This is a genomic window from Bdellovibrio sp. (assembly GCF_047637665.1).
Taxonomy (GTDB): Bacteria; Bdellovibrionota; Bdellovibrionia; order Bdellovibrionales; family Bdellovibrionaceae; genus Bdellovibrio.
This window is the reverse complement of sequence record NZ_JBLJBT010000018.1, coordinates 40,448-63,418: the sequence shown is the minus strand read 5'-3', so window position 1 is coordinate 63,418 and position 22,971 is coordinate 40,448. Positions and strand designations below refer to the sequence as shown.

Genomic DNA, 22,971 nt, shown 5'->3' with positions numbered 1-22,971 from the left:
GGAGCACAAGGCACAGGAGGAGGCGTCTCACTCGTAGGAGGAGGCGTTTCACTTGTAGGGGGTGGTGTCTCACTCGTAGGAGGAGGCGTTTCACTTGTAGGAGGTGGTGTCTCACTCGTAGGAGGAGGCGTTTCACTTGTAGGAGGAGGCGTTTCACTTGTAGGAGGTGGTGTCTCACTCGTAGGAGGAGGCGTTTCACTTGTAGGGGGTGGCGTCTCGCTCGTAGGAGGAGTGTTGGAGGGCGGTGGAGGAGGAGTCCCTGCTGTTGGAACAGTTTCGGGTGTCGGAGGTGCGGCCACGCTGCTTCCTGGGGAAGGTGGAGGTACTGGAGTTGATGGAGTTTTGCTGGCACTTTGCGAGTGGCCACCTCCTGAAGTGAGCTCACAAGAGGTCAACAAAAGGCCTCCGATTAAAACAATTCCTATTTTTTGAGACATCATCATAATACGACCCATCGTCTGCTCCTTAAGTTAAATAAAAACTACCACGTGCAAACAGTTGATCCGTCTGAAGTAAACACCCATGTCGAAGTTCCTCCTTTGCAAATGCACTGGCGATATCCCGATGTGATGGCAACTACAGCATCATGTTCAGGGTCACAGGCATAAGGTTCGGATGAATTCTTCTTCATTTTGATATTTCCATTCACATCCAGTTTTTCAACCGGTGCTACCGTGCCGACGCCTACATTGCCACTTTGATCAATCGCCATTCGCGTCGTCGAAGTCGTCGATCCATTGGGGACGGTATTAAAATACATCTTCGTTCCGTGCCCTGTTCCGGAAAAAGTTGACTCCGTCGCCAAAAACTCGATACGTCCTCCCTCGGCAAAGGACGTTCCGTCATAGCCAAAGCCAAAGAATCCCCCCATGGAATCCCCAGCCTGAATTGCGGAGCGAGCACTCGCGCTCCCTCTGCTGGTCTGTACGACCATCATGGACTTTCCGGTTAATGCTGTTCCCAAATGATTCGACACCACAACCAAAGGATTTTGAGTTGATGTCGAATCATCATTTGAAACCCTAACTCCCGACGTGGTGTTTGTCGTGTGAATATCCAATAGATATCCAGGAGTTGAAGTTCCTATTCCCATATTTCCATTTTTATCGATTACGACTCGAGGAATCGGAGTGGTGGAACCACTTGGAGTTGTTGAAAATCTGATCTTACCAGGCGTACTTCCTGCGGAAGCAGCACCATCGGACTCTGCACGAATTGTCGCCGCAGAACCATACGCGCTTCCATCATAAGCCGCCATAGTCCACGACCCCAAGACGCTGCCACTGGCGGCAGCCGTGTTCCCCGCTGCGGCATAGCTCATGTAAAGTAGATTCGAGCTTCCCACGCTGCTCATTGTATGTTCATTGCCGCCTGTTGTTGTCGACTGATAGATACGATTCGCAGTGGTCGTTGTATCCAGATGAAGAAGATGATTGGGAGATGTCGTGCCAATTCCCACATTTCCTGTAGCTCCGATACGAAGGCGCTCACTTCCGGCTGTTGAAAATCCAACAATATCTTGCGCTGCCAGGAACATACCGGTGTTGCTACCTGTATCACTATTAAAAGAAACTCCCGGACTGGCCGCTGAACCACCGGCTGCAAGGAAAGCCCCGCTCATCGGCACACTTCCATCAGACTTAAAATCTGCAGAAATCAAAGACTGAGCACTCGCACACGTCCATCCCGTGCCGGACCACTTTAAGACGTGATCCAATGTTGAACACACCAACGGAGCAAGATTTGCTCCCGTTGTCGAATCGGTCGCTATGATACGATTGGCCCCTGGATTCGCAAAAAGCTTAGACGTCGTAACCGCTCCATCGGCAAGAGAGGGATTCGGATAGGTTCCAGAAAGAGCCCCTCCCGCAGAACCAATCGGAGTTCGAGCATCGGTAAAGCGAGAATCATCTCCGGCTGCTACGCTTCCTGTCGTGGTTCCAACATTAACTCCAACAGTGATCGTTGTCGTACCAGATGTCGTGATTGGACCGCTCCCCACAACAGTTGAAACAGTTCCTCCGCCCCCTGAGTCTGTCACACACGAAATTGTCGTGCCATTGGAAAACAATACCTGACCTGCCGAGCAAGAAGGAATGGACGACTTTAAAACAAAATCACTAGGAAGGTAAGATCCCAGCTTTCCAGCCGAAAATGAAAATGCAGCGAAAGGCACGCTTCGAATCTCATTCGCTGGAGAAATCTGGCGCCAAGCACTTCCATCATGGAATTGAACTTTCAGAAGACGAACATGATCAGATTGGGACTGATAAGTCCCTCCTCCGGCACAATTAAAAGTCACGTTGCTGTTGTTAAAAGTATCCAAAAGTTTAAATAAAGGATCGGCGGGATATTGTTTGGTTCCACTCCCGATTGCTACGTCAAAAATTCCCTTGGAGCTCGTCATATTGACTCCATCTTTTTGTTCTTTATAGAGAACACAATTTCCCGATGGATCCGTAATTTCAAAAAAGAAGCTTACGCTGCTATTTTCAAGAGGAGCGCCGTCCTGCCCCACGATTCTTCCCTGATAGGTCAATGAGTTCAGTGATGCCGCCATCGCGACGCCTGAATACAGATGCACCCCTAACAAAGTATAAAACATCCATCTTCCCTGTCTTGCTCTGTTCATATAAATACACCTTCAAAAAGATAATTTTTTTCACATCAACCTTTGATCGCATACGAATCACAGTCCCTATCGGAGTCGCCTTAGTGTGTCTGCAGGGGCAAAGTAAGCATTTCTCGAATATCACTCGACAGACAGGAGCAGCGACTTTCTATCGAACAGGTAAAGTATAAGTGCTTGGGATTTCTGAAGGACGGAGAATTGTGCCACATGAGACACAACAAAATTGAATTCAAAAATGACTTTTTCCCGTCGAGCTTTTTATGATTACATATATTTTAAGCACGCGATGTTCAACTGTTGGAGTGTGACGGGATAGGAACAATTTCGACATTAAATATGAATCTTTCGTCCATATTCTTTAAATTGATTCCACGGGAAAACCCCAATCCACTGTCTCCAAAAAAGACAGCCAATAAATGAACATCAAGTGTTCCCAGTGTACGACTCATTTTAAAGGGCAACCCCAATCTATCCACAACGGTAGCCTTTGTCTGAAGTGGTAATGGGTCTTTTGCAGATGCAAGGAGGGAGATCGCTATCGGTGAGAGGATAAGCTCCTCTTTTTTTGCAGCTATCAATCCCATCCGTATCATCAACTCCAAAGAATCCTGAACGCGCAGAAGCTCCAACCCTAAAATATCGGCATAGAATTGCGGGCTATTTCTCTTAAAGTACCTCACGACGCTCAGAAGGGCATAGTGCCACCACTTTGAAAGAAGTACGGATCTCTCCATTTTCAAGGAGGGATCGTCAACCAACTTTTGCACTTTGGCCTTAGCAACTTTCTTCACCGTGTAGGAACGCCCATGCTCCAGCTCCACCAACGCGAGAAATAGTTCCTCTTCATCTCTTGTCATCTTCAAATTAGGTATGATTTTTTGTGCATAGGCTTTTGAGAGGCCTGAACGGCGATTTAAAATGTCAGATAGTCTTGTCGGAGGCAGCTCGAGATCCTTAGAAAAAGCTCGCAAAGAATAGGCGGGATTTTCCTCCTGACGCCTACGAAATTCACGCACTATCAGGTCTCTATAGTCGTTGTTCTTCACCATATTCTCGTCCTTTACCGATAAATCCACAGTCCGGAATGGCGACACACATGAGGGTCGATCACATTTATATATATGAGATTATTTTTTCGAATATCTAATAAAAGAAAGAGAATTGTGTAATTGAAGAAAGATTCCGAGGCGTGTGTCTTATTGTAACCTAAGGTCTGGCATCCCTCGGGTTCCGCATATAAAGTAGCGGCGACACGGTCGACACGCTTTCTATCTGAGATTACTTCAAAAATGCCATTAAAGATCCGTTAAAGAGAGTAGCGAGGGGTACTTATGTATTCGGGGCGTCTTTCTAAAATACGTTTTTTGGCTTTCGTTGGATTGACGATCTCCAGCTTTTCTTCAGTTGGGTTGGCTCAACATAAAGGAATAGGCTTCCAGGCTGTCATCAAAAGATCTGATGGAAGTTATCCAACAGCTTCTGGTTTGAATGTGACGCTTCAAGTGATGTCTCCTACGGGTGCCTGCATTCTTCGTGAAGAGCAATTTTCAGACGTGGCGATCTCCAATGGGTATTTGAATTTGGTGATAGGTCAAGGAGATACATCTATACCCTCAAGCTACAATCCGACCCCGATCTTATCTATCCCCGAAGTGATGGATAACCAAACACCACGTACCGGTCTGAAGTGCGTTGATGCGGACAATAATATCTTAACCAGTGCTGGGGCTTACAATCCAGACTCTTCTCATGGAAGAAAGCTGCGCTTAAGAACGAATATCAACGGTGACCGTATTGTCGTCGATTTGAATATGAGAGCTGTTCCATTCGCCGTGAATTCGGAGAAATTAAACGGAAAAGATGAAAATGATTTTATTCAGGTGAAGCCTAGCGCTCAGGTGACGCAATCTATGTTGGAGTCATTTTTTTCCAGTATCACCTCTGTTGCGGGCGGAGCCATTCGTTGGAATGGCACTGCATTTGAAAGTTATGACCCCAATGATGGATCTGGGTTGAGCAATGATTCCGTTCCTGGAAGTGCTGTATCTGATCTGCCTTGGGCAAAGTTGACCTCTGTTCCCAATCACGTCGGACAATTCTCCGGCTTGAGCTGTGCAAATGGAAAAATCCTGAAGATGATTTCAGGCGCCTGGGCCTGCGGAGATGAATCGGGCGTGGGTGTTGAAAATGATCCAACGGTTCAGAATTTCGCAAAGAACCCTGCGGGGGCAGGACTTCGAGTGAATGGATCTAACAACCTGGAAGTTGATGCAGGAACGACCTCCGGAAAAATAGTTCAACTAGATGGTTCGGGAAAAATTTTGTCTTCAGTGATTCCTAGTTTAGGGGTGAGCAACCTCGATTTTGCCGGAGCCATGGCCGTTAATAGTGGAGTTATCGTGTCGAATGGTACAAGTTTGTTTAATAAGACTTGTGCTGCCGACCAAGTTTTGAGTTGGACCGTGGCTAATGGTTGGATCTGTTCCAGCGTTGGAAGCCTTGTCACAGCAGCCGGAGGATTAAGCGGGAATACACCGATTTCAACAACGGCGAACATTTCAACAAATCAAAGCGTGACTGCGGGCTCTGGAATCTTCTCACTTTTGCGAATTTATGATGGCATCGGAAAGTATGTGTCGATTGGAACACCCGCAGCGGGCTTAATTAATGACTACACCTTAAAGCTTCCCACGGACAAGGGGACCGTTGGCCAGGTGATTAAAATTTCAAGTGTCAGCGGTTCGAACGTGGAGTTGGCGTGGGAAACTCCGCTAAGCAGTGCCGTCACGTCTGTTAGTGGAACCGCAGGTGAAATCAGTGTTGCCACAGGCACGACCACTCCGGTCCTTTCTTTAGCCAATGCGGGAACTGTCGGGTCTTACTATAAAGTGACGACTGATGCAAAGGGACGTGTGACTTCAGGACAAGCCGCGCTCGTTGCTGCGGATATTCCGGCACTAGATTGGAATAAGATCACCACCGGAAAACCAACTACTTTGGCGGGATACGGAATCAGCGATGCTTTACCTACAAGCTTAGCTGCTGGTCAAATTATTGTGGGGAATGTTTCTGGTGTTGCCACTCCGACATCAATGAGCGGTGATGCAACTTTATCCTCTGCCGGTGTTTTGAGTCTTGCAAATAGCTCTGTAGGCACAGCAGAGATTGCCAACAGTTCAGTCACAGCAGCGAAATTAGAGTCTGCGAGTAACGGTCAACTGATGATCGGTAATGGCACCGGTTTTACAAAGGCAAACTTAACAGGAACCACTAATCAAGTCGTTGTGACAAGCGGAGCGGGTTCTGTCACTTTAAGCACCCCTCAAAATATTCATACCGGAGCCACTCCTACTTTTGCGGGCATGACCCTCAGTCCTTCTGCGGCAGGGGGACTGAGCTTGAATCCCTATGGAGCTGCAGCTGGCAACACTAGCGAAGTGCGATTCCTGGAACTGGGGGCTAATGGATCTCACTACGTGGGTTTTAAAGCTCCCGACCTAGTAGCAGCAACCAAAGTATGGGTATTGCCAAATGGCGATGGAACAAATGGGCAAGTTTTGAAGACTGATGGATCTGGAAATTTGGGTTGGGTCAGTGTGGCCACAGGATCTGTGACCAACGTTAGTTCCGCGAATACGGATATCTCTGTTGCCAATGGTTCGACAACGCCGACCTTGACCTTGAATTCAGGGACTACTGGCGGAGCTACCGATGCCAACAAGGTCGCCAAACTAAATGCCAGCGGTCTCTTAACGACGGCGATGATTCCAAGTTTGGACGTCTCGAAGTTAACGACCGGAACTTTGGCGATTGCTCGCGGAGGTACAAATTCCACGACGGCATTGAACAACAATAGAGTCATGATTTCCAGTTCTGGTGCGATTGTTGAGCATGCGGCAATCACAGCAAGTAAGGCCCTTATCTCGAATGCTAGCGGTCTTCCGGTGGCTTCCACGGTGACAGAGACAGAACTAGGTTATTTATCAGGCGTCAGTTCCAGCGTACAAACTCAGCTAGATAGTAAAACTTCCAGTAGTGGATGGAGTAATAACAGCGTTATCACTTCAGATAGTTCAGGCGTCTTAACGGCTCTCGGTGGCTCGGCCACGGGATCACATTTGCAGTGGACCGTCACGGGCCCTGCGTGGACAACAGCTACTTATCCTGCGACGACGACGATTAATCAATTGCTTTACTCGTCGGGAAATAATCTCGTGGCGGGCTTAGCGACAGCAAACAGTTCAGTACTGACAACAAATGGCTCTGGCGTCCCCATATGGAGTGCTTTGTCGAATGATACGTTCACTCAATACGCGCGCCTTGCGGGACGTGCCGGAGGACAAACACTTAATGGCGGAACGGCTGCTTCAGAAAATTTGACGTTAGAATCTACCTCGCATGCCACAAAGGGATCTATCATTCTGAATGGCTCTGGAGGAAATGTCGGGATAGGCGCAGCTTCTCCAGCTTCCAAGCTTGATGTGACAGGCCCTGCGGGAGTTACGAGTTTTATCGGGACGACTCCTTTGGGAGTGACAGTTCGCGGTCCGACGTCCACCAATGATTTTGGCGGGATCGACTTTCGGGCGAATACAAGCACCGCGCCTTTGGCAAGAATTGGTGTCGTATTCTCAGGCGCGGGTTCTTATATGCATTTAGGAACTTCCAACAATTATGCCTCTGGAATTACCAAAGCCGCATTGACAGTCGATCCTAGTGGTCGGGTGGGCGTAAGCACGACGGCTCCTACGGCCCCTCTCCAGGTCACAAGTGGAAGCTATGCGGCTCCCGCAACCTCGGGGACTACTCAGAGCGGTGCTTTTTTAAGATTATCCGCCATCGGCACCACCACATTGGACTTTGGCTATGCAGGAACAGGTGGAGCTTGGATTCAAAATGTGATGTCAACGGATCTCTCCTCGAACTATCCCCTATTTTTGAATCCTAACGGGGGCAATGTTGCTGTCGGAAAGCTCTCAGCAACCTATGCTTTTAATGTTGACGGGGATATTCACACTACCACTTGCTATCGCGCCGGTGCCGGCATTGTCGGTGGAACCTGTGCTTCGGATGAACGCTTAAAAAAAGATATCCAGCCTTTCAAATTGGGTCTTGAGGCTTTGGAAGGAGTGGCACCCAAGTACTATCGCTACAACGGCCTTGGCGGCCAGCCATCAAGTGAGAATCTTGAACTCGGAGTCATCGCTCAAGACGTAGAGAAAACGGCGCCCGAGTTGGTCCTAAAAAAATCCATCAAACTTCATCCCAACGACGTCAATGACACCGAGATCAAAATCGTAAATTACAACGGCTTGATCTATCTGGTCATCAACTCGGTCAAAGAGCTTTATCACAAAGTGCTGGGGTTGGATTCTCGAGTGAGAGCTCTGGAACAAGAAAACGCCGTCAAAACCAAAGAACTTGAAGAGATGAAAGCTCGCCTTGAGAGGATTGAGAAATCACTGAGCAAAAAGTAGTTTGAGTTTAAATAAAGAGAGAAGAGCGCAAGTGCAAGGGAATTTATCATGCAGAATCTGAAAGTAATAAATCAAAAATAAGGTTGTAGCGTATGGCAGGCTTTTTTTCTTTAGTTGAGGATGAAAATGGTCAAGGGGTTGTCCAACTCTTGGTGGCGTTCGGACTTCTTGGTTTCTTGGCGACTGTTTCTGCTTCTGTTGTGGTCAATCAGCAAAAAGAGTTTCAATTCTTAGAGCAAAAAGCCAACGCTTTGGACCTTAAAAATCAGCTTATGCTAACGTTTCAGAACCCAGATATATGTACCTGCCAGTTGAACCCGGATTTAACTGCGGACAACTGGAATGATGCCAATCTTCGCTTCAACGCGAATCGGGAAGATGGAAGCCAGGCTATGGACTTAAGACGTCTTCGGGCCGGGTGCAATCCTACAGATAGCATTATTGTTCGTGAAAATCAGGTACTCCCGTCGGGGCTGATTGTCGACAAGGTTCAAGTCACATCACTGCGCCCGACAAGCTATGTTGATTTGGCGGGAAATAAACTTGAATGGATGGCAAAACTCACGGTTTCATTTAAACCCGAATCAAGTCGAAGAGCGTTGAAGCCTATATCGTTTGAATTTCCTGTGCAGGTGAACACCAGCAAACCCAAAATTGCCCGCACGGTCAGTAGCTGTGTCTCTGCCAATGCAAGTGTCGTTGGTTATGTCGTGCAAATCACAACTTTGAATCAGTATCTGCCGGCATCGATGCCTTCCATCAGTTGTTCAGATGTTGCTAATGGTCCTCACTACTTTTTTGCCAACACCGCATGCTCGCGATGGTGTCGTCAAGATTGCTCTCCCGAGGGGGCCGCTAGCGGTGCCTGTAAATCTACGAATGCGGGCCCTGAATATCCCATGTTTCGATTTACGACCGGGGTGTTATCAGAGTGTAACTCAGTCAGTGGCCTTCCGTCCATCCGATGCACATGCTTTAAGTAGGAGGCGGTATGAAGTGGAGATGGATTGCAATCTTTGGATTTCTGATGGGGCTGACAGCGTGCTCGATGGAGGCCCATATTTTTGATGGGAACTCGGTGGTGACGGACGAGCATCGTGTGAGCCCTGATTTTGTGGCTGGGGAGGCCGTGCAAAGTTACTCCGGCCATTATGAGGTTCGAGCGGCTTTTGGAGAGATTTCAGAAAATAGAAGCGCGTCCGGCACATATGAAGTGCAAGCCGTTTTCTATAAATAAAATTAAACAGAGGGGGTATTTTATGAAAAAATTATTTTTGATTTCTACGGCAGTGATCCTGATGATGGCTGGAGCGGCCTTTGCGGAATCAGAGGGGCCCTGTCAAGAGGATGTGAAAAAACTTTGCCCTGATGTAGAGCCTGGGGGCGGACGAATTAAAAAATGTCTTAGAGATAATAGGGAAAATTTATCTCAAGCTTGCAAAGAAAAAATCATACAGGCGATGAAAAAAAGAAAAGGTGCGGAATAAGATGAATCTGCAACATTGGAGGGGCATTGGCTCCTCCATTCTTGTTATGAGTTTTTTACTGCTGGGGTTTACGAACTGTTCCCCAGGAGGTTTTTCCTCAGTGGTCGATGAGACTCCTGCTGGAGAGAATAATGATAGCGAAGAGCCGGGTTCAGATGAAAACAACGGATCTCAACCTTCGTCACCTTCAGAGGCTTCTTATGTGCAACCTTCAGCGGGGATATGTGATGTCTCGAAATCTGGAAGCTATGGATTGTTTTGTGCAATAAAACCCAGTCGTCTGGATTCCGCAGCCAGAGATATTTATGGAACTTCTACGATCGCCGAGCAGAGATTTGGATTTGGTTACCATGCTATTGGTTTTCCACCAACAGGAACTAAGATAAAAGGAATTTATCTTCACTTTGTCGGCTCCTATGGGCGACCTTACAATCCAACGACGGCCAATTTTGACAATGATATTTTACTTGAAGAGGGAATGAAAAAAGGATTTGTGGTCGTGCAGCTTGCTTATGACAATCGATTTCAGATCAATGAAGACGTATGTATGACCTATAATAGCTTTAATAATTGTGCGGGTCTTTTACGAAAAGAAAAAATCACGGGGCAGGACGTTTTTCCCTATGCCGCGACTCCAGTGGCGGATAGCATTGAAGAACGCATTCGTAAGTTGAGCAGCTATTTCCAAGCAAAGAATGTTAAGATGCCAATTTCACTGGCCACGGGGAATGTTATCAATTATTCGGCATTGAATATTGGCGGACATTCACAAGGGGCTGGGCATGCTTATTTTATTGCTTTATGGGTTGAGGTTCGTCGGGCTTGCTTTTTAGGTGGCCCCTATGACATTCCAGATCTTGTTGGGTACAGCTATCCAATTGCGGACTGGTTTACTGAACGAGTCAGCCCGACAACACCGATCTCAAGAATGAGGGCTGCTGTGTCGATTGATGATGCCTCATACAGTAAATTTGTGTCGAGCTTTCAATATATGGGACTTACTAAGAACGTCCATTGGGTCGAAGTGTCTGGAGCCCCTTATCGAAATCCGCAAGGGGAGGAAATCAATGGGCATGGCGCTATTATTCAGGATCTTCGCTTTGAAGTCGTTCGTGCGGAAGCATGTTTTCAATAGGAGTGAGTCTCAAGGAAACTTTCTGCGACTCATATGTCGGCATCGATATCTAAGACACAGAAAGTGAGGAAATCTTCAAAATTGGCCTATGCGGACCTCCCGGGGATTATTAATCTCAAAAGAAAGGGAGTGCCTTTATGTCAGATTTTGGAAAGTTGAATGTTGTTAAAGTTAGAAAAAATGTCTCCTCGGAATCTTCTTTTGATAGATCAAATAATACCGACGTTGAAGTGAGCCCGGAAGTTCAGCAAGTCATTCGAGAGGAAACATGTCAGCTTCTTGAACTCTTAATTCGACGAATGGTGCCTGATGAAAACGAAGTCAGTGTTTCCTATTTTAAAGGTGAACGCACGACCGTTTATAAGGTGGATTGTTCAAAGAATAATTTTAGCTATATTCTGGGGAAGCAAGGGAAGACCATTGATGCCCTAAGAAAGGTCATTTCGACAATCACAATCCGTAACGGCTTCCGATCGGTCATCGAAATTCCATATTTTTGATTAACGGATGATGGAGGTGCCAGGCTCGACAATCTGTTGGGCTTTGCCATTGAAGGTCACATTCAAGATGGCTTATTCATCTTAGTTCACAAAAGGAAACATGATACAAACTTCGAAGCCCGGAGGGGACTCGGTGAGCTTCAGATCAAGTCGTCCTTTTTGAGACTCCACGATGGAGCGAATGATGACCGTTCCTAATCCCAGAGATCCTTTGAAATTATTTCCGTTGAAAGAGCGGCTTTTCTTCTTCTGACCATACTGAAGAATCTGTTCTTGAGTCGGAACAATCCCATCATTCCATATTTTCAACATTATATGGTCTGTGGTGTCTGCGATCTCAATTTGAATTGATTTTGCATGAGCATTGATGGCGTTTTCCAAGAGATTTGAAATTAGGCGCTTAGCGAAGATGGGGTCAATTTCTAAAAGGTGTCCTGAGTAGCGATCCTTGTTAAGGCTGACCGACGGAACTTTCTCATGTGTCGTTGAAATCTTTTGTACCTCAGATGAGGCTACCTCGACCAGATTGACTTTTTCAGATAAAGATCCGCGTCGAGCTTGGATTTCGGCAAGGAAAAAGAGATCTTCAATGAGTTTATTCAGGTACTGCGACTCGCTGGAAATCACCTGAAGAAGATTTTGTCGAGATTCCTGGGGGAGATTTTCAGCATATATCAACGTTTGGGAAGCACCAGTGAGGCTAGTCAGGGGAGTTCTTAAATCGTGAGCCAACTCCTGAAGAACTTGTAGACGTTCTTTTTCGTAGGACTGAAGCTTTTCACCCACAATTTGAAGTTTATCTGCCATTTGATTGAAGACGGGAATAATCCCGGTCGCCTTGTCGAGCCTTGAAAGGGAGACCCGCTTTGAGAGATGGCCTTTTTCAATTTCCATCAGCGTCTCATCGATGACCAACGTCTTTCGTTTCAGGTAAAAGATCATCGCACTGATCGAAGCCAGATAGACAAAAAAACATGATATAAAGACCGCAGTAATTATGATGATACTAAGACGAACAATAGGTCCTTTACGATCATCCCGGAAACCAACTATCAGATCGGTGTCTGCGGGATTGACCAAGATATATCTAGTAGAGAAGGGGTTAAGACTGGGGATAATTTCATTGTAAGTATTTTTTGGAGTGCCGAGCATTTCATTGAAATGTTCGGTGACCTGGGCTGGAGGTGGTGCGTCTCGGTTAGAGAATTTGAGACCGCCTCGGGAATCCAAAACCCACATCGGGTATTCGGAGCGAGAGGAAGGGACGATGTACTGAGTGACTTTTAGAAGATTTTGCTCAAAGTCGGGGCTTTCAGTCAGAACTTTGGCAACTGCGAGGTAGGTTCTTTCACGAAGTTGATTAAGAAGTCGGTTTACGATGATACCGGTTAATAGCGAAAATACGATGGATACAAGGATTGAGAGGAGCATCCCAATAGTCAGTGTCGGCGCTCTCAACTTAATCATTGACCCACTCAACTTTATAGCCGATGCCATAGACCGCTGATATTTCGAGTTGATCAACCTTGGCAGATTTTAGCTTTGTTCGAAGCCGTGAGATGTGGGAGTCAAGGCTGCGGTCCATAATATGTCCATGAGGATCCAATCTTGCGGCAAGATCTGCTCTGTTGACGAGTCCATCTTGAGGACTAAGGAGAATCTCCAAGATCCTAAACTCTGTGATTGTAAGTGGGATCTCTTTTCCGTTATAGGTACAAATGAATTTATCTGAGTTAAGCAGCAGACCTTTTCTTTCGAATCCGACATTGTTCTGCGATTTTAGTAGTTTTTCAATCCGAACACGAAGTTCATGAAAACCTACGGGCTTCCTTATGAAATCATTGGCTCCGGCCTGCAAGCACGCAACGGCGGTCTTTTCGTCAGTTTTTGCCGTTAAAACCACGAGCAACAGATCTTGAAATAAATCACGTAAATATTGGCACAACGAAAGACCGTTCATGCGTGGAAGATTAAAGTCGATTAAAAGAAGGTTGTAATGTTTGGCGAGACCGTCATGAAGAAATGCTTCAGCTGAATCAAAGTGATCCACCGTGTGACCAAAGCTTTGTAGATTTATGGTCAACGTTGCTGCAATACTTTTATCATCCTCGACGATACCGATTCGTGCCAATGTCTGAGCCCCCTACCTAGGTGGATTTCAAAGATATCATTCCTTGCAATAATTTCGCAAGAATTGCGTTCTATTATTGTGTCAGAACTTAAGGACACGGAAAAATGAAAAGGCAGATGGTCAGAGAATTACAAGACATTCTAGATAAAAGAAGAGAAGTGAATCATCGCTACTCTTTGCGAGCCTTTGCACGAGATCTCAAAATGGACCCTTCCGTGCTGAGTAAAATTCTGCGCGGTGATCGTGGGATCTCGCGAATAAATTTGCTTAAGTTATGCAAAGGTTTGGGATTTTCTGAAGAACAAATAAATGACTATTTAAAAACTCAGATTCATCAGCAGACGGATGAAGCGGAAAAAAGACTTATCAAGCGAGTCGCCTCCGGAGCAACCATACAAGAGTTCCGTATCCATAAGAATTCGATGTCACAATTTTTAGATAATTTAGACCGCATTCGGGCGGTGCTTCCTGCGGAATGCACAGAATCTGATCCTCGAGGAGAAGATTTTTGTGTCGTCAGTTTGGTCTATCTTGAAGATAAAGAACCCCAAAATTAAAGAGCCCACTCCTGTTGGAAGACAAGAGAGGGTTGTTATTCAATTTACTTAACGATGACACCATCAACGTTTAGGTAGGCATTCGCGTAGCTATAAACGCGGAACTCAATAGCGTTGGATTCTCGCCCCGCCGATGAGAACGGTAGTACAAAAGCCTGATAGTTCATGGAACTTTTGAAATCGCGACGCTTGATTTGTTGAATGGCAAGCACTTCGCCACGGGTAGCATCGTAAATGTCTATGACAGCTACAACTTCATTGGAAGGAATGACAATGTTGCGAGCACCGAGGACGCCAAGGTGGTTGTCGATCATCATATAGAATAATGCTTGAGATTTGTTACGACCCACATCCATATAGGGACCGTAGTTTAAGTATCCCGTTCTAGTGTCTCGGACTTTGTTGGTCGACCATCCCAGCTTATCTAAGTATCCGACCTGGTGAAAGAAGTTAACTTCGGACTGGAGCACAATCTCTGGAAAGACTTTTTTGTGGTTTAAGAAGAAGTCCACAAAGACCTGAGTTGCATCGATATTTCCTGAAGTATTCCCCTGGAGCTTGAGGGGAGGGGCGCCCGGAGGCCAAACATGCCCCATGCCTTTTACTAGATAATAATCAATTTCAGCATTCTGTCTGCACTGAGTGTAGTCATAGCGCCACTTTTGAACAGCTGTCCCGTCCTGAACTTTGATGGGAAGATAGGACGTCTGAGGCTCACCGAGACATCCATTGTTTGCTTTCCAAGTCGTGAGCGTTTGGTTCCAAGAGGAGAAACTTCCCCCGTCACCGAGGTTCTTAGTCAGAGGATTTGTATTTTCTCCGCCAACGTACGGAATGAGTGGATCATCGAGACCTTGAATTGCGACCACAGAGACTGGCGAAGAGGCTTTGCATATATCGCGCAGATTGAGTGCCATAGGACCGACATCCGATCCAATAGCTGCAAAGATATCAGAAGCTTCACAGGCAAGACGATGTGAAAAGATGCCTCCATTCGACATACCCATTGCGTAGATTTGGGACTGAGAAATAATAAACTTAGTTTTTATATAAGCCACGAGTTCACGGACAAACTGCACGTCATTAATGCCTTTGACGTCAGGCTCAGTAACTCCTCGCCCATCCGCCCAATTTTTATGAAGTCCATCCGGATAAACCACAATGATGCGGCTTTTTTCAGCAAGAACTTTCAATGACCCGAGTTGATCCATGAGATTTTCGCCGGTGCCTTCTCCGCCGTGAAATGCTAAGAGCAAAGGATTTTTCAAGGCTGTATTTTTCGAAAAAGTGCTTGGAACATATATCGAAAAAGTGCGAACTCCCTGGGAGGTTTGCAGAAAGATCTTCTGTATTCCCGCTTTTGCAACGAGATCCTTGGAGGGCAACGTTGAGGCGGTGAAGTTTTGGAAGGCAATAATAAGAAGGGCACTCATCGCCAAAAAGATTGTCGATTTCTTTGAATACTTGAACATTTCTTCCCCCTGTAGACCTAAGTCATATCGGCGTCCACTTGGGGGCTCTCAAGAGTTTGGGGAGAGATACTGAGTCGACCAATTCTTAGGGGGCGACACATACCCCCTTGAGACACGGTGAGGATCTCTAGTTGGGATAAATGCATAGATCCCCATTTTTAGATGAGATTTTGTGTGTCTCCTAGGGGAGCCCCAGAATCACGATGCCCCCTCTCGTTCAGCTTTTTGCGGCATCCGATATGTTCTTTGAGGGGGCCTCATGAAATCATTCTTATTCTCTTTGTCAGCATGGACTGTTCTCACTGGTTTAGTCATGTCTTTCCAGAACTGTGGTCAGGGTTTTAATGGAGCCACCTTTCTCGAGGGAGTGGACTCTCAAGAGATCACCGTAAAAACAATGGCATCGTCATCTTTTCCAACGCTCGAAAACTTGTGGAATGGAGAAGCTTATTTTCGACCCTACGGGAAGAAAGTATTTACCTTCAATTCTGAATTTGCGGATGGCGATCCATCCAAAGTGTATGTCAAAGATGGTGTCTGGTATGCTGTGGTGAGGAGTCAGTATCATTCATCCAACGCCTCCTGTGGGACTCGTATTGCCTCGGTTCTTTATGCCTCCAATGATAAAGGACAGACGTGGCCTCAAAGGCAGGTGATCGCAGATCCTGGCGATCAATCCTCAATGTGTGCTCATGTGGATGGATCAGTCTTTTACGACTCAACTGAAAAGATGTGGTATTATCTTGGGCAATGTCTTTCCGTAAAAAAACGGTGGGATCTTTGTTTGTATACACGAAATGCCACGGACCCCATGGGGAGTTGGAAGGCGAATACCAGGAATCCTGTGGTTAAGAGTCAGGATTTGTGGTCACAGATCTGCCGTACCTCAGGAGCGTGCCCTTCCAGTACCGGTGAAGAGGGGACTCCGCAGATTGTTACGCGCACGGGAGGTTGGTTCTATATTACCTTCCATGGATTCAAAGATGGGATGGGTTATCGAGGAATGGCAAAAACCCAAGACTTTTCTACTTGGGTCACCGCAGATGTTGATCTTCCGAGGGGCCCTCTTTATAAATCAAGTCATTGCCAAGGGGCTGTGCCCGGTTGTATCGGTGCGGGATATGCGTCGATCATGAACGAGGGCTCCTACAACTATCAGCTTATTGAAACGCCGACGGTCAGTCTTGCGTGTACAAATGGGCAGCGTTGGCCCTTTCTTTTAACGAGGACAACAAACCTATTTTCTCAATCGGTGACCTGGCAAACTTTGGGAAATAAGGCGTTTTTGGAGAACTCGATCGCCGGTCCCATCGGTTGTCATATTCAGTATGCGCATCTCTTCAAGGATGGGTCTGAGATCTATTTGGGACTCAGCTACTACACGGACACCGGGGAGTGGTATCCTTATGGACTTTATAAGTTAGAGTGGAATTCTGCTCCTATTCAGGAAATTCCTTATTTGAGTGAACTTACAAAAATACGCTTTTTGGGTGTTGATATCAGCGGCGGAGGTTCCGGTGGTGGCTCTGGTGGAGAGTCGGGGGGATCTTCTTCTGGAGGAGGCAGTGCGGGGTCTCAATCTGTATTCCAGGCTGAAGCTGAACTAAATCATCAAATTGGATATCTTGATGGTCTTGGTTGGGCGGTGAATACAGCCTCTAATCCCCGCAAAGGATATTTGAGTTATGGTCCTTATAAATCCTTTTCTGCAGCGGTGACTTCGGTGGATTTCTATTTGATGATTGATAATAACAGTGCTGACAACCTTGTTGTTGCCTCCGTTGATGTTCACGATTCAACAACAGGACAAGTTTTGGCAAAGAAAGATATCACGCGAAAAGAGTTTCTTGCTCCGATGCAGTATCAAAAGTTTTCGGTGCCCGTTTCTTTCCAGGGGCGAGAGACTCATCTGATGGAGGCTCGAACTTATAGTTACGGTTACTCCTATTTGAATTTAGATGGCGTCGTGTTCAGTTCTGGCGAGATCGCCACACCTGCTCCATCCCCATCGCCTCCGACGCCAACACCATCTTCCCGATTGGTGTTTGAAGGGGAGGGGGCTGATTTTCAACACCAATTAGGCTATGCGGAAGGCAACGGTTGGGCTGCGAATACTGCGTCTAAACCTCGATCAGGTTACCTGGCATATGGTCCCTATGTGGCCTTGCCTGGTAAAAGTCGTGCCGACTTCTATCTTGCGGTTGATAATAACAGCGCTGATAATCTGATCGTTGCAGTGATTGACGTGCGAGACGCAACGACGGGGGAAATTCTTGCGAAGAAGGAGATACGTCGCAAGGAGTTTCCAGGGCCATTCGTCTATGGGGCCTTTAGTGTGTCATTTTCTACAGCAGGAAGGGAAACGCATTTAATTGAAACAAGAGTTTACACTCAAGGAAATTCTTACCTGAAGTTTGATGGCGTTGTTGTGGAGTAGAGAGATGTGAAGCTGATGAATGCGCCCTCGGCGCGCAGTGGGGCTGGATCGTATGGCTTGATAACCTCTTTTTAGAGGGCGAAGACATGGCGATCCAGGCTGACTTTCTATTTTACGACAGCTTTAATTTCTATAGTGGAACCCAGCTTTACTGGGATCATAGTTGCGGGGCAATGGGGAACGCTTCGACGACTAGTCCAAGCCAAACGATCTTCTGAAGTTTGGCGAAGAACATTCCAAGAGCCATCCTCATTGCGTTTGAAGAAATAGTCGAACTTATTATTTAACTTTAATGTCTTCCACTCCACATACATGCGACGACAGTCCAGATCATAAGTTTCCTCTGTGTACTTTTCGACGGAATAAGATGTTTCAGAAAAATGAATGGTCCCATCCGCAAGGATTGAACCTTTCTGTTGGCCTTTACTGTCAATCAACTGACCGTCGACGATTTTATAAGATAGAGGGGTGTCATTCCAGGGGCTTAAGAAAGAACACTCATAAACAGAGAAGTCGAAATTAAACGACGAGGGCTCTTGGTGAATATTCATCGCCACACGGCATGTGCCCTGACGAAGATTTTTAGAGCCGTCAAAATTCGCGTAACTGGCTTGAATGGTGCCCTCTCCCTTGAGCTCCCCAAGAACTTGCGCTTTCGCAGTCAAAGTAAATAAGCAAAATAACACAGCGAACGTCTTCATAAATTCTCCCATATTTAGAGTTGTGACTAACAAACCGCTTCCGCTCTGTACAGATAAATTTGTGAGGTACGGCCTTACTTTTGGTTAAGATTTGCGTTATAAATGAAGGTGATTTCAGTCGGGTAGGACTCACCTCAAGAGGTTATTTTATATGGCTTCAGAAAAACGAATGATAGCGCCAGAGCATACGGCAGTCCGAGTCGCTTTATGGCGCGCCCTGCATGTTCGAATAGACCCGAAGCCCCACGTATTTACTGACGAGATCGGGCTAAAACTCGTTGGCGAAGATGATTGGCAAAGTCGCCCTGATATGAACCCAGAGTTTTCAAAGAGCATGCGTGCGTCCATCGTTGGACGCGCTCGTTTTATTGAGGACCTGGTGGAAGAACAAATAAAGCAAGGCGTCACTCAGTATGTGATTCTGGGGGCCGGGTTGGACACGTTCGCACAACGTCGTCCCGATATCGGCTCAGGTCTGCAAATCTTCGAAGTTGATCAGCCAGGGCCCCAGGCCTGGAAACAAAAGCGACTTCATGAAGTTGGGCTTTCTGCGCCGGCGTGGTTGCATTTCGTGCCCGTTGATTTTGAGGCTGGACAGTCTTGGTGGGAGCAGTTGACGGCCTCAGGGTTTGATAGCACGAAACCCGCCGTCATTGTTTCGACAGGTGTTTCGATGTATCTCACAAAAGAGGCGAACTTATCTCTGCTTCAGCAGATGACAAAGTTAGCGCCAGGCTCAACCTTTGCTATGACGTTCATGCTGTCTCTGGATCTGCTTGAGTCTGCAGAAAGAGCCAGCATGGAGTTTGTGATGAAGAGAGCGCAAGAGGCGGGAACTCCGTTTTTGAGTCTCTTTTCTCCAGGCGAGATGTTGGCGATGGCGAACGAGGCGGGAATTAAAACGTCGCAATACGTTTCAGCCAATGATCTCTACCAACGTTACTTCGCTCAGCGCACTGACGGACTAAATGCAGGAACCGCTGAAGCCTTTTTGGTTGTGAGGACTTAACCCGCACTGAAGGGATGAATGATGAAAAAAATCATTTTGACCATCACTCCCAATCCCGCGCTAGATCTTAGTGGGATCGTCAAAAATTTGAAACCTAATGAGAAGACTTATGTTTTCAGCGAGCAGAGGGCTCCCGGTGGGAACGCTATTAATTGTGCCCGGATCCTGAGTCGTCTCCAGATCCCGGTTGTTGCCACTGGTTTTTTAGGGGGCAGTGTAGGGCAGGAGGTGGAGCATCTTCTCAAGAAGGAAAACTTAAGACCACGCTTTATCAAAGTTCAGGGGTCCACGCGAATCAATGTGACAGTCTCAAACTCTTTTGATCATCAGCAGACGCGACTGAGTTTTCAGGGGCCCATGATTAAGAAGAGTGAGAAGCAGCAGCTTTTTGATTTCGTAAAAAAACAGAACCATCTTGCGATGCTTATTCTTGGGGGTTCTCTTCCTTCGGGATTTATGGTCGAGGATGTTCTTCGTCTTATGCGTCTTGCAAAAAAAAAGAACATTGAGTGCATTGTCGATTGTCCCGGAAATATTTTGTCAAAACTTCTTGCGGGAGACCCTACTCTAATAAAACCGAACCTTGAAGAATTTCAGGCCCTGACAAAGAGTCGAGTCAAAACGATCGCCGAGGTGCTTAAGAAGGCACAAAGTCTTTTGACAGAGGTGCCCTACATCTGCGTTTCTTCAGTGCAAGGTGGGGCGTTGTTGATCACACGGGAGGGGTCATATTTTGGTAAGATTCCTGATATTAAGATTAGATCTTCTGTCGGTGCCGGGGATGCCATGGTCGGTGCGATGGCGGCGCAAATATTCCAAGGTAACAGGTCCCCAGAGCAAATTTTAAAATGGGGACTCGCGGCGGCGGCGGCGACCTTAGGTGAGCTAGGAACTTCCTTGGGACAGGCGAAGAATATTATTCACCTCTACAAGAAAATCCATGTTGAAGCTGTAAGTTAAGTTTGGGCTGTGCTGTCATTCATGCCCTGTGAGTCTCAGCAGACTTTGAGAAATTCCGTTGCAATTACTGATTCTTGGCTCACCTTAAAGGGCAGAAGTTTTATCTCAGAAAAGGAGTTTGGAGATGCAAACTAAATTATTGTCTGCGCTTATTTTGATACTGCTGAGCAACTCTTTTGCTAAAGCCGCTTGTGGAGATGAATCAAGTCGGACATTCAATGGTGATGAGGCAATCACCCTGACTTATATTTTGAAGAACTCTGCCATCGCTAGTAAGAGCACATCGGGTGTGACCGTGACGTGGTCATTGGCCAAGCTTGTCTGCAAACAGACAAATCGAGGGGTTTTGCCAGACTTGATGCCAGCCTATAGTTGTTCAACACCGTCTGGCATTGGACCGATCACTGCCAAAGCCCTTTTTGATGCGATGTCAGAGCTGGGAGTCCTTCCAGATGGGGCTGCCGGGCATGTTTATGAAACAGCTCGAACCATCAAGTGTAAAGTAAACAAAGACGGGTCCGGTGGGACCGCCATCAATCCTCGTTGTACATTGAAGGCGGCCTGGGGTGATGAGTGCGGTTAGTTAAAAAAAATAGGGGAAAGTCCTGAAGTCCATTAAGAGCCCGCCCTCGGCAGGAGTTTTGTACAGGTTTTCCCTTTGTTCAGGAGTCAGGTACTTGATCTTCTTAAAGTGTCGAGAACGACTGAAAACACCGTTCCGCCATTGATAGACTTCATCCATCTTTTCATCGAACTGATAGCTGTGATTGTGATCCTCATAATAATCATCGAGTTTATTTCGTCCAAGATAAATGGCATTGGAGCCTTCGTAACCTGTCTTGTCTTTGGTTTTCTCATCGGTGTTAAGAAGATAAATCCAATCACCCGGGACGATATTACGAGGAGCAATTCCATATTGAATAGTGAGAAGTTTTCCAGAGTGCCCCATTTCTTGTGGTTTGAAATCACTTTCAAAGCTCCACATTTTTCCGGGCTCAATGTGAACCAAAGGCTCTCCATCTGCCATCAAACGCGCTTCAATACGACGAAGAGTTTCTGGGTCCTTCTTAATCCGATGGTAATAGTCCAGAACCCCTTGGATGATCACAACCTTCGAAGCGGTGTAACAACCGATCGCATATTTTTTCTGATTCATGAACATATCGTTGACGATGATATGCGGGGGATCCTGAGTGATGGGCGTGCCCTTTTTCCAGTACTTCTTATTCCAGAAGGCGGGGCCTCCATCGGGCCATACCCAACTCAGCTTTTCTGTCCAGACGACGATACTTTGACGAACTCCGACGTGGTCGATCAAGGCGGAAGCCGTACAGTGTTCATTTGAAAACTCAGAGAGGCGACCATGCTGCATCAGAGCCAGCACGATCTCTTTGCGTGAAACAGTGCTGACTTTGCGAGTTTTCTTATTCTTCATCGGAAGTTCAATCACTTCATCTTTGATATTCATTTCAGGTCGACGACTGAAATCCAGTGTGTTGGTGTCTGTCGGAGGTGTGTTGAGAGTGTAGACTAAAGTTCCCGCAGTACTTTTCTTCAGCGTATAGAGGTCGGGAGTGATGCCTAATGACCCGAAATAAGCCGCCAATTCCGATTCGATCGTGGGGAGTTGCTCCGGACGGCAAGAAAACTGTATGCCTTCTTCTTTCTTAGCCGGGGGCTCATTTTTCTGAGGGTGGGAGTTTGAAGTCGTACAGCCTATAAGAGCAGATTGAAGAGTTACAATAGTAACTGCCATGATAAATGTATTTTTCATGGAATTTATTCTAGTGTCGAGATCAGTTCTTTGACAAGGACGTGACAGTCCAAGCGGGACTAAGTCCAGTTCGAGGTCTTGGTTTTCAGACCTCTTAATCTTTTACCAACTTCAAGACGGCTGTCGAGACCCTTTCGTTTCGTGCTTTTTTGGTCTCCATTTGAGGGTTGTTTATTACTGAGAACATCTCCCCCAAAAGATAGTTATGGATGCTCATCGCTGTAGACTCAAGGTCCTGGGGCTTCCAGACCTTAGCTTCTTGTCCGGCCAGAAGAAGTTCCTGAATTTTTGCAAGTCGAGCCCGCATGACCTCGGTATGAACCTTTTTAATTGAGGGCACTTGAGTGGCAAAATAGTGTAACGACAGAAAGGCCACGTGAAAGGGTTGTCCTTTCGAGCACCATTCCAGATTTTTTTCGACATAGATAAGTAAGCTCTCTTTGGCATTGAGGTTGTCTGGGACCTTGCTTGCGAAAAAATCACGCCCTCTTTGCGCTCCTAATAAAATGGCTTCCTTTAAAAGCTCATCACGATCGGAAAAGTACTTATAAAGAGCCGCTTGCGTGATACCAACCGCATCTGCAATATTTTGAAAAGGAGTATTTTGTACGCCTTTTTCGGCGTAAAGTTCTAAAGCTTTGAGTAAGATGTTTTCTCTGGTGCGTTCACCTTTGCTGATTTTCAATCTCTTTTGCCTCT

Annotated in this window: 20 protein-coding genes; 12 read left to right on the top strand and 8 right to left on the bottom strand. The window is 46.5% G+C overall.

Annotated elements, in window-relative coordinates; all coding sequences use genetic code 11:
- The first annotated feature begins 231 nt into the window (after positions 1 to 231).
- Positions 232 to 432 (top strand): hypothetical protein, encoded by a 201-nt coding sequence (locus ACM64D_RS05410; RefSeq protein WP_415062169.1) that lies wholly within the window; start codon positions 232 to 234, stop codon positions 430 to 432.
- 49 nt (positions 433 to 481) lie between these two features.
- Here ACM64D_RS05410 and ACM64D_RS05405 read toward each other — a convergent pair whose 3' ends face one another.
- Both ACM64D_RS05405 and ACM64D_RS05400 read right to left on the bottom strand, forming a co-directional pair.
- The gene (locus ACM64D_RS05405; protein ID WP_415062168.1) at positions 482 to 2,632 is read right to left on the bottom strand and encodes a hypothetical protein; all 2,151 of its coding nucleotides are present in this window, start codon (positions 2,630 to 2,632) and stop codon (positions 482 to 484) included.
- Positions 2,633 to 2,922: 290 nt separating this feature from the next.
- A complete protein-coding gene (locus ACM64D_RS05400; protein WP_415062167.1) occupies positions 2,923 to 3,681 on the bottom strand; it encodes a TIGR02147 family protein in 759 nt (252 codons plus the stop codon).
- A gap of 282 nt (positions 3,682 to 3,963) precedes the next feature.
- Here ACM64D_RS05400 and ACM64D_RS05395 point away from each other — a divergent pair, with 282 nt between their 5' ends.
- From ACM64D_RS05395 to ACM64D_RS05370, 6 genes are all read left to right on the top strand, one after another.
- On the top strand, positions 3,964 to 8,109 hold the full coding sequence (locus ACM64D_RS05395; protein WP_415062166.1) for a tail fiber domain-containing protein: 4,146 nt from the start codon (positions 3,964 to 3,966) through the stop codon (positions 8,107 to 8,109).
- Between the two features lie 92 nt (positions 8,110 to 8,201).
- Positions 8,202 to 9,092: a hypothetical protein gene (locus tag ACM64D_RS05390; protein ID WP_415062165.1), complete on the top strand. Its 891-nt coding sequence runs from the start codon at positions 8,202 to 8,204 to the stop codon at positions 9,090 to 9,092.
- Between the two features lie 8 nt (positions 9,093 to 9,100).
- Positions 9,101 to 9,346, top strand: coding sequence for a hypothetical protein (locus ACM64D_RS05385; protein WP_415062164.1), 246 nt, complete (start codon positions 9,101 to 9,103; stop codon positions 9,344 to 9,346).
- Between the two features lie 22 nt (positions 9,347 to 9,368).
- Positions 9,369 to 9,596 carry a cysteine rich repeat-containing protein gene (locus ACM64D_RS05380; protein ID WP_415062163.1) on the top strand — a complete coding sequence of 76 codons (228 nt, stop codon included), beginning with the start codon at positions 9,369 to 9,371 and terminating at the stop codon, positions 9,594 to 9,596.
- A gap of 46 nt (positions 9,597 to 9,642) precedes the next feature.
- A complete protein-coding gene (locus ACM64D_RS05375; protein ID WP_415062162.1) occupies positions 9,643 to 10,731 on the top strand; it encodes a hypothetical protein in 1,089 nt (362 codons plus the stop codon).
- Between the two features lie 137 nt (positions 10,732 to 10,868).
- Positions 10,869 to 11,231, top strand: coding sequence for a KH domain-containing protein (locus ACM64D_RS05370; protein WP_415062161.1), 363 nt, complete (start codon positions 10,869 to 10,871; stop codon positions 11,229 to 11,231).
- An 81-nt stretch (positions 11,232 to 11,312) separates the two neighbouring features.
- On the opposite strand, the gene ACM64D_RS05365 is transcribed toward ACM64D_RS05370, so the two are convergent.
- Together ACM64D_RS05365 and ACM64D_RS05360 are read right to left on the bottom strand one after the other, a co-directional pair.
- Positions 11,313 to 12,698, bottom strand: a complete 1,386-nt coding sequence (locus ACM64D_RS05365) for a sensor histidine kinase (protein ID WP_415062160.1) — start codon at positions 12,696 to 12,698, stop codon at positions 11,313 to 11,315.
- Positions 12,691 to 13,362: a response regulator transcription factor gene (locus ACM64D_RS05360; protein ID WP_415062159.1), complete on the bottom strand. Its 672-nt coding sequence runs from the start codon at positions 13,360 to 13,362 to the stop codon at positions 12,691 to 12,693. Before ACM64D_RS05360 ends, ACM64D_RS05365 begins: the two co-directional genes overlap by 8 nt.
- 116 nt (positions 13,363 to 13,478) lie before the next feature.
- Between ACM64D_RS05360 and ACM64D_RS05355 the strand changes: the two genes are divergently transcribed.
- Positions 13,479 to 13,919, top strand: coding sequence for a helix-turn-helix domain-containing protein (locus ACM64D_RS05355; RefSeq protein WP_415062158.1), 441 nt, complete (start codon positions 13,479 to 13,481; stop codon positions 13,917 to 13,919).
- A 44-nt stretch (positions 13,920 to 13,963) separates the two neighbouring features.
- On the opposite strand, the gene ACM64D_RS05350 is transcribed toward ACM64D_RS05355, so the two are convergent.
- Positions 13,964 to 15,391 carry an alpha/beta hydrolase family esterase gene (locus ACM64D_RS05350; protein WP_415062157.1) on the bottom strand — a complete coding sequence of 476 codons (1,428 nt, stop codon included), beginning with the start codon at positions 15,389 to 15,391 and terminating at the stop codon, positions 13,964 to 13,966.
- Positions 15,392 to 15,650: 259 nt separating this feature from the next.
- On the opposite strand from ACM64D_RS05350, the gene ACM64D_RS05345 reads away from it, so the two are divergent.
- Complete coding sequence (locus ACM64D_RS05345) at positions 15,651 to 17,828, top strand: hypothetical protein (protein ID WP_415062156.1); 2,178 nt, start codon at positions 15,651 to 15,653, stop codon at positions 17,826 to 17,828.
- Positions 17,829 to 17,935: 107 nt separating this feature from the next.
- Here the strand turns inward: ACM64D_RS05345 and ACM64D_RS05340 are convergent, their stop codons facing one another.
- Positions 17,936 to 18,529, bottom strand: a complete 594-nt coding sequence (locus ACM64D_RS05340) for a hypothetical protein (protein ID WP_415062155.1) — start codon at positions 18,527 to 18,529, stop codon at positions 17,936 to 17,938.
- Positions 18,530 to 18,680: 151 nt separating this feature from the next.
- Between ACM64D_RS05340 and ACM64D_RS05335 the strand changes: the two genes are divergently transcribed.
- The 3 genes from ACM64D_RS05335 (at position 18,681) to ACM64D_RS05325 (ending at position 21,081) form a co-directional block, all read left to right on the top strand.
- Complete coding sequence (locus tag ACM64D_RS05335; protein ID WP_415062154.1) at positions 18,681 to 19,538, top strand: class I SAM-dependent methyltransferase; 858 nt, start codon at positions 18,681 to 18,683, stop codon at positions 19,536 to 19,538.
- Between the two features lie 18 nt (positions 19,539 to 19,556).
- Entirely contained in the window at positions 19,557 to 20,498 is a 942-nt protein-coding gene (locus ACM64D_RS05330; RefSeq protein ID WP_415062153.1) for a 1-phosphofructokinase family hexose kinase, read from the top strand.
- A gap of 124 nt (positions 20,499 to 20,622) precedes the next feature.
- Complete coding sequence (locus tag ACM64D_RS05325) at positions 20,623 to 21,081, top strand: hypothetical protein (protein ID WP_415062152.1); 459 nt, start codon at positions 20,623 to 20,625, stop codon at positions 21,079 to 21,081.
- On the opposite strand, the gene ACM64D_RS05320 is transcribed toward ACM64D_RS05325, so the two are convergent.
- Together ACM64D_RS05320 and ACM64D_RS05315 are read right to left on the bottom strand one after the other, a co-directional pair.
- Positions 21,082 to 22,272: a hypothetical protein gene (locus tag ACM64D_RS05320; RefSeq protein WP_415062151.1), complete on the bottom strand. Its 1,191-nt coding sequence runs from the start codon at positions 22,270 to 22,272 to the stop codon at positions 21,082 to 21,084. It abuts the gene before it with no gap.
- Between the two features lie 94 nt (positions 22,273 to 22,366).
- Positions 22,367 to 22,957, bottom strand: coding sequence for a TetR/AcrR family transcriptional regulator (locus ACM64D_RS05315; RefSeq protein WP_415062150.1), 591 nt, complete (start codon positions 22,955 to 22,957; stop codon positions 22,367 to 22,369).
- Between the last annotated feature and the right edge of the window lie 14 nt (positions 22,958 to 22,971).

What these genes read in the sequence shown, in the direction of transcription:
- ACM64D_RS05405 (WP_415062168.1), bottom strand. Translation starts at nt 2,632, where the DNA reads ATGAACAGAGCAAGACAGGGAAGATGGATGTTTTATACTTTGTTAGGG.
- ACM64D_RS05400 (WP_415062167.1), bottom strand. Translation starts at nt 3,681, where the DNA reads ATGGTGAAGAACAACGACTATAGAGACCTGATAGTGCGTGAATTTCGT.
- ACM64D_RS05395 (WP_415062166.1), top strand. Translation starts at nt 3,964, where the DNA reads ATGTATTCGGGGCGTCTTTCTAAAATACGTTTTTTGGCTTTCGTTGGA.
- ACM64D_RS05390 (WP_415062165.1), top strand. Translation starts at nt 8,202, where the DNA reads ATGGCAGGCTTTTTTTCTTTAGTTGAGGATGAAAATGGTCAAGGGGTT.
- ACM64D_RS05385 (WP_415062164.1), top strand. Translation starts at nt 9,101, where the DNA reads ATGAAGTGGAGATGGATTGCAATCTTTGGATTTCTGATGGGGCTGACA.
- ACM64D_RS05380 (WP_415062163.1), top strand. Translation starts at nt 9,369, where the DNA reads ATGAAAAAATTATTTTTGATTTCTACGGCAGTGATCCTGATGATGGCT.
- ACM64D_RS05375 (WP_415062162.1), top strand. Translation starts at nt 9,643, where the DNA reads ATGAGTTTTTTACTGCTGGGGTTTACGAACTGTTCCCCAGGAGGTTTT.
- ACM64D_RS05370 (WP_415062161.1), top strand. Translation starts at nt 10,869, where the DNA reads ATGTCAGATTTTGGAAAGTTGAATGTTGTTAAAGTTAGAAAAAATGTC.
- ACM64D_RS05365 (WP_415062160.1), bottom strand. Translation starts at nt 12,698, where the DNA reads ATGATTAAGTTGAGAGCGCCGACACTGACTATTGGGATGCTCCTCTCA.
- ACM64D_RS05355 (WP_415062158.1), top strand. Translation starts at nt 13,479, where the DNA reads ATGGTCAGAGAATTACAAGACATTCTAGATAAAAGAAGAGAAGTGAAT.
- ACM64D_RS05350 (WP_415062157.1), bottom strand. Translation starts at nt 15,391, where the DNA reads ATGTTCAAGTATTCAAAGAAATCGACAATCTTTTTGGCGATGAGTGCC.
- ACM64D_RS05345 (WP_415062156.1), top strand. Translation starts at nt 15,651, where the DNA reads ATGAAATCATTCTTATTCTCTTTGTCAGCATGGACTGTTCTCACTGGT.
- ACM64D_RS05340 (WP_415062155.1), bottom strand. Translation starts at nt 18,529, where the DNA reads ATGAAGACGTTCGCTGTGTTATTTTGCTTATTTACTTTGACTGCGAAA.
- ACM64D_RS05335 (WP_415062154.1), top strand. Translation starts at nt 18,681, where the DNA reads ATGGCTTCAGAAAAACGAATGATAGCGCCAGAGCATACGGCAGTCCGA.
- ACM64D_RS05330 (WP_415062153.1), top strand. Translation starts at nt 19,557, where the DNA reads ATGATGAAAAAAATCATTTTGACCATCACTCCCAATCCCGCGCTAGAT.
- ACM64D_RS05325 (WP_415062152.1), top strand. Translation starts at nt 20,623, where the DNA reads ATGCAAACTAAATTATTGTCTGCGCTTATTTTGATACTGCTGAGCAAC.
- ACM64D_RS05320 (WP_415062151.1), bottom strand. Translation starts at nt 22,272, where the DNA reads ATGAAAAATACATTTATCATGGCAGTTACTATTGTAACTCTTCAATCT.